This window comes from Micromonospora sp. MH33, from assembly GCF_003013775.1.
Classification (GTDB): Bacteria; Actinomycetota; Actinomycetes; order Mycobacteriales; family Micromonosporaceae; genus Micromonospora; species Micromonospora fulviviridis.
In genome coordinates, this window is record NZ_MUYZ01000589.1 from 1 (window position 1) to 1,819 (window position 1,819).

The 1,819-nt window shown below is 75.9% G+C and carries 2 protein-coding genes; one reads left to right on the forward strand and one right to left on the reverse strand.

Annotation, left to right across the window (positions count from 1 at the left end; all coding sequences use genetic code 11):
- Positions 1 to 618: hypothetical protein (locus B0E53_RS36135; protein WP_107079884.1), on the forward strand; the 618-nt coding region annotated here is incomplete at its 5' end.
- 42 nt (positions 619 to 660) lie between these two features.
- On the opposite strand, the gene B0E53_RS36140 is transcribed toward B0E53_RS36135, so the two are convergent.
- On the reverse strand, positions 661 to 1,819 hold a 1,159-nt coding region (locus B0E53_RS36140), incomplete at its 5' end, for an ATP-dependent DNA ligase (protein WP_107079885.1).

The window sequence follows — 1,819 nt, forward strand, 5'->3', positions numbered from 1 at the left end:
TCCGCACCGCCGGCCACCGCCCAGTTCCCGGCCGCGCCCTTCCCCACGCCGCCCGCGCCCTTCCCCACGCCGCCCGCGCAGTTCTCCGCACCGCCCGCGCAGTTCTCCGCACCGCCCGCGCAGTTCCCCGCACCGCCCGCGCAGTTCTCCGCACCGCCCGTGCCGCCGGCCGGGGCGGTCGGGCCGCAGCACGGGTCGCTGGTGGTCGAGCCCGGCGCGTACCCGCCCGTACCGGCCCCGCCGGCGGGGCCGCTGCTGCCGGCGCAGTCCGTGGTGGCCGTGCAGATCGGCGAGATCATGGTGACGCCGCCGGTGATCCGTACCCCGGCCGGCGTCCTGCCGCTCGCCGGCTCCTCCTGGCACGTCATGGACCACTGGCAGAAGGAGGAGAAGGTGGCCACCTGGGCGATCGTCGCCACGGTCCTCGGCTTCTTCTGCCTGACCGTGTTCAGCCTCCTCTTCCTGCTGGTCAAGGAGACGCGGCACCACGGGACCGTGCAGGTGACGGTGACCAACGGCGGGCATCAGTACGTCGCGCGGATCCCGGTGGCCGACCAGTTCCAGGTGCAGCAGATCAACAACCAGGTCAACTACGCCCGGTCCCTGTCGATCGGTTGAGCCGCGCCGGAGGCGGTGCCGCGCCGCCTCCGGCCCACCGGGTCAGCCGGTGACCCGGCCGGCGTGGATGGCCCGGACCGCGTCGATGGTGTCCGCCTCGGCGGCGGTCTTGTCGTCCCGGTAGCGCACCACCCGGGCGAAGCGCAGCGCCATGCCGCCCGGGTAGCGGCTGCTGGCCTGCACCCCGTCGAAGGCGATCTCGACCACCTGCTCCGGCCGGACCCGGACCACCCAGTCGCCCTTCTCCACGGCCAGCGCGAGGAAGCGCTCGGTCTGCCAGCGCAGCAGCTCGTCGGTGAGCCCCTTGAACGTCTTGCCGAGCATGACGAACTCGCCGGTGCGCGGGTCGCGGGCGCCCAGGTGCAGGTTGGAGAGCCAGCCCTGCCGCCGGCCGCTGCCCCACTCGACCGCGAGCACGACCAGGTCGAGGGTGTGCCGGGGCTTGACCTTGACCCAGGCCGCGCCGCGCCGGCCGGCGTCGTAGGGCGCGGCCGGATCCTTGACGACCACCCCCTCCTGGCCGGCGTCGACCGCCGCCGCGAAGGCCGCGCCGGCCTGCTCGGGGTCGTCCACCTCCACCCGACCGACCAGCAGCGCCGGGTCGACCGCGCCGGCCAGCGCGGCCCACCGCTCCCGGCCGGGCAGGTCGATCAGGTCCGTGCCGTCGAGGTGCAGCAGGTCGAAGAAGTACGGCGTCAGCACGGTCTGGCCGGTGCGCTCGGCCGCGGCGAGCACCGCGGGCGCCACCGGAGTGCGGCCGGTGGCGCTCGGGGTGGTGCGCCGGGCGGCCCGGCTGGAGGTCTCCTGGAACGGCAGGGGCCGGCCCTCGGCGTCCAACCCGATCGCCTCGCCGTCGAGCACCAGCTCCCGGGCGGGCAGCGCGCGGACGGCGGCCACCACCTCGGGCAGCCGTCCCGTGATGTCGTCCAGGCTGCGGGTGAAGACCGCGATGTCCTGGCCGGACCGGTGCACCTGGATGCGGATGCCGTCGAGCTTGACGTCCACCACCGCCGGGGTGCCGGTGGCGGTGAGCGCCTCGTCGACCGAGGGCGCGCTCTGGGCCAGCATCGGGGCGAGCGGGCGGCCCACCTGGAGCCCGAACCCGGCCAGCGCGGCCGCCCCGCCGGAGAGCGCCGCGACCGCCACCGCCCGCAGGTCGCCGGCGAGCAGCAGGGCCCGCCGGACGGCCGTGACCGGCACG